The sequence below is a fragment of the Pseudoalteromonas sp. TAB23 genome (genome assembly GCF_000498075.1).
Lineage (GTDB): Bacteria > Pseudomonadota > Gammaproteobacteria > Enterobacterales > Alteromonadaceae > Pseudoalteromonas > Pseudoalteromonas arctica.
In genome coordinates, this window is record NZ_AUTP01000181.1 from 1 (window position 1) to 3,920 (window position 3,920).

Annotated in this window: 3 protein-coding genes; all 3 read right to left on the minus strand. The window is 40.3% G+C overall.

Annotated features, from left to right (window positions below):
- Positions 1-826: alanine:cation symporter family protein (locus L654_RS0108835; protein ID WP_024607822.1), on the minus strand; the 826-nt coding region annotated here is incomplete at its 3' end.
- 376 nt (positions 827-1,202) lie between these two features.
- On the minus strand, positions 1,203-2,330 hold the full coding sequence (locus L654_RS0108845) for a M14-type cytosolic carboxypeptidase (protein ID WP_024607823.1): 1,128 nt from the start codon (positions 2,328-2,330) through the stop codon (positions 1,203-1,205).
- Positions 2,331-2,499: 169 nt separating this feature from the next.
- Entirely contained in the window at positions 2,500-3,825 is a 1,326-nt protein-coding gene (locus L654_RS0108850; RefSeq protein WP_024607224.1) for an IS4 family transposase, read from the minus strand.
- Positions 3,826-3,920 lie beyond the last annotated feature (95 nt).

Below are 3,920 nucleotides of genomic sequence, written 5' to 3' on the forward strand. Positions count from 1 at the left end.
CTTCGTTAGAATATATACCGCGTTTAACGCCCCAACCAATAGCAGCACCAAAACCGGCCTGCGCAGTAAACGCATCACTAATAATTAAATAAAATATATCACCCACTTTATCTAAATTTAAAAATACTACGATTAGTGCCAATACTATGTAACCAAGCGCCATAAATGGCACTACTATTTGCGTAAAGTTCGCAATACGCTTTATTCCGCCGAAAATAATAAACGCCAAAACAATAAGGATAATTGCCAAAGCGACCAATTTAAAGCTGCCTACGTCACCAAAGCTAGTAGAAACCATATTGCCATCGCCAAACACTTGAGTAAACGCATTACCTACCGCATTTGCTTGTACGCCTGGCAGAAAAACACCACATGCAATAATTGCCGAAACAGCAAATAAAACAGCTAGCCATTTTTGCCCTAAACAACGGTCAAAATAATACGCTGGACCGCCACGATATTGCCCGTTTTCTTCTGTTTTATAAATTTGGCCTAAAGTAGATTCTGCATATGCGGTACTTGCACCTAGAAAAGCAACAACCCACATCCAAAAAATAGCACCTGGTCCACCAAAACCGATAGCTGCTGCAACACCTGCAATATTACCTACGCCAACTCGTCCAGACAACGATACTGCAAGGGCTTGAAAAGATGAGATACCTTTATCAGACGTGTTTGGACTAAATAATAACTTACACATTTCTTTAAAATGTCTAACTTGAGCAAATCGAGTTAATACTGAATAAAACAAGCCTGCGCCTAGGCATAAATAGATGAGTGCATTACTCCAAACAACATCATTAACAGCGCTTACAAAAGCTTCCATGGATATCCTCTATAGTTATATTTATTATTTTTAATTACGAGACTCTGCTTTAGCTACTACGCAACATAAGTTTCACGAAATAAGGTTTTACCTCTCCCGTCCCGACTCATTACTTAATTAATCTTAACTTAAGTACCCCAACTTTGTTAACACTTAATTTTCAAAATATTTAATTACGTAGCTATTGCAAGGCACTGCATCAGCAGTATTTAAAGGAAAGTAGATTGATTTGTACCGATACGGTGATGATACGCGGCGAAGAAACGTTAAAAACGTTTTGGAATGGAGTTGCTATATGATTATTATTTTTTGTAAAAGGGATTTTACTAAAAGCAAAAAGGGCATCAAAACTATTGATACCCTTCAAATAAACGTTTTATCTTAAATTATCAACAACATTAACAATTGCCGCTAACGTATCTTGACCAAATTGATACGAACGACGGTCTGACCAGCCATAGTCTGGATCAGGTAAATCGTTGTTGTCTTTAAATGGCATTTCAATTGTGTACGTTAATGCTTTGAATTCTTCAGCAGTAGCTGATGAACCTACCGTAAGGTTAGCTTGGCCGGGCTCATCTTTTGGATAGCCATGCTCATCTTGAAACTCTGGAGTAATAGTTAAAAGCGCAGCTTTAAAGCTATCTTCAAGGCCTTTAAGACGAGCATCGTAACTTGGAATACCTTCACTGCCTGCCACAAAGTTATACGGAATAGCTTCATCGCCGTGTATATCTAAGTGCATATCTAAGCCAGCTTCGCGCATTTTATTTAGTACTAGGTAAACCTCAGGGCTATTCTCCATGCTTGGTGTCTGCCATTCACGGTTTAAGTTAACGCCTTTAGCATTAGTACGGAGATGTCCGCGTGCGCTGCCATCTGGATTCATATTTGGCACAACGTAAAACACTGCTTTTGATAGAAGCGCAGCTGCATGTGGGTCTTCGTCATCAAGAAGTTTGTGCAGTAGACCTTCAACATACCACTCTGCCATTGTTTCACCTGGATGTTGACGTGCTGTGATCCAGATATTTTTCTTATCTTCACTTGGCTCACCAATTTTGAGCACACTCATATCGCGGCCATCAAGTGTTTCACCAAGCGTTATTAATTGGCAAGCGCCTTGGCTTTGTGCCCAAGATAATAAATCTAAATGGCGGTCGTAACTGTATGGCGCAAAGTAAGCAAAATACACGCTGCCGCACTCTGGTTCAATTTCAAAGCTTAATGTGCCATTTTCATAGCTTGATGGTACACGAAACCATGTTTGGCGGTCATATGATGCAACGGCTTGATACCCTTCCCAACCATCTGGGTAAGCTGATTTATCAAGCTCATTAATATTTAACTTATGCAATTGGTAAGGCGTTGTTTCAAGACGAAAGTGAAACCACTGATAAAATTCAGACTGGTGATCTTTATTAATTTCTAATTGAATATTTAAAGGATCGGTGGCTTCAATAACTTTGATATTACCACTGTCGAAATTGCTGCTGATTTTCATGAAAAAAACCTTTAGGTTGAATAAGTTTATCTGCTTATTAATTCACAGAACTGACATTATTTTGTAAATAGTAAAACGAATGTGCATTTTCTTAATTAAAGCCTATCACAAGGCATACGCTTTAAAAATAATACACGACCAAAAAAGCCAGCAACATGCTTAATGCCAGTCAGTTAACAGCTGACTGGCTTTTTTTATTGGGGTATTTACTGGGTTTTGGTTTCACACACCTCGGATACGCCCGCTCCCGTTTTATCGGCAATATGTGATGTTCAACTTGAGCTTGTAATTGCTCTATTGATTTAGGTATCCGTCCTGCATTTTCTATAAACATTGTATGAATAAGGTTAATAATACTAATAGCACACGTCGTAAAACTCAGGTGTTTTGCATATATTCCAGATTTTTTCTGCGCCATTTTCACCATCTGGTATCGGAGCAAGTTATAGCTCAACATTACGCCCCATAATTCTTGCGCTATCATCTCAGGTTTCTTGCTGCGTAGCGTAAAGTGACTATTCAGTAAGGTTTGTTTCATTTCTCGATAACCAAGTTCAATTTCCCACCGATCACTATAGAGGTCAACAATTTCAGCCTTAGGGAAACGCATTGGGTCTGTTAATGAAGTGAGTATATTCACCTCTTTCCCCTTAACCGTTTTTGTGACTAGCCTAACTTCAATGCTCTCTGGTAAATCGTCGAACTTTTTTCTCGCTTGTGCTGTTGCTTTTAGCTTGATGAGTTTGTCTTGACGACCTAGAGAGCGAACAATTTCATATTGCGTGCCTTTTCTCATCGGTTGAAGCCAATGCCTATTTACCCCAGCATGATGCCAACGATTGAGTAAGCCTAGAGAATAGAAGCCTCTATCAAATAACGTCAGTGAGTTATCGGGTGTTGCCTCGATTAAGTCTTCAGCCAACACCATTTCACTTGTACGACAACTATCAAAGGCGCTCCCCATTAATAAATGACTAGTTAACTCCATCAAACACACCATGCGAACCTGAGGGAAGGCCGTGTCACCATACTGATTTTTCCACATGGAGAATGCATGTTGATTTTCAGCAGTATCCGGTGTGCGCCAAATGACACCATCAACACCCAGTAGTGATAGCCCGCACCATGTGGGATGGTTCGCATCAGCATTCCACATTTGCTGACTTTGCTCAAAAACCTGTTTAACGGCATCAGCCCCAAGCCGCTGCCTAGCCTGTACAACCGCGCTGGGCGCAACGAGTTCTTTTTTACCTGGTAAAGCGAGCCCTAATTTACTGACAATACTCCACAGTGGGTCTTCACGATAAAACGACATACAAATGACTGTCCAAACGGCCATCTCAACAGGAAGCCTTCTTTTCCTTATCGTCGCGACACCTGCGGTTTCTGCGCATTGTTTGATAAACTCAGGGCATAAAAAATCACTCAGTTGACCTAAGCCTTCTGAATTGGGTGCGTAGCTATTGGCTAGAGAAAGTGCGGTAGTGAGTTGCAAAATAAAAGGCTCCTGAATAAATTCAGAAGCCTTTATAAACTAACCAGAAGATCGGTCAATGGATCGTTAAATATTTCTTAACTGATCGGCATTAA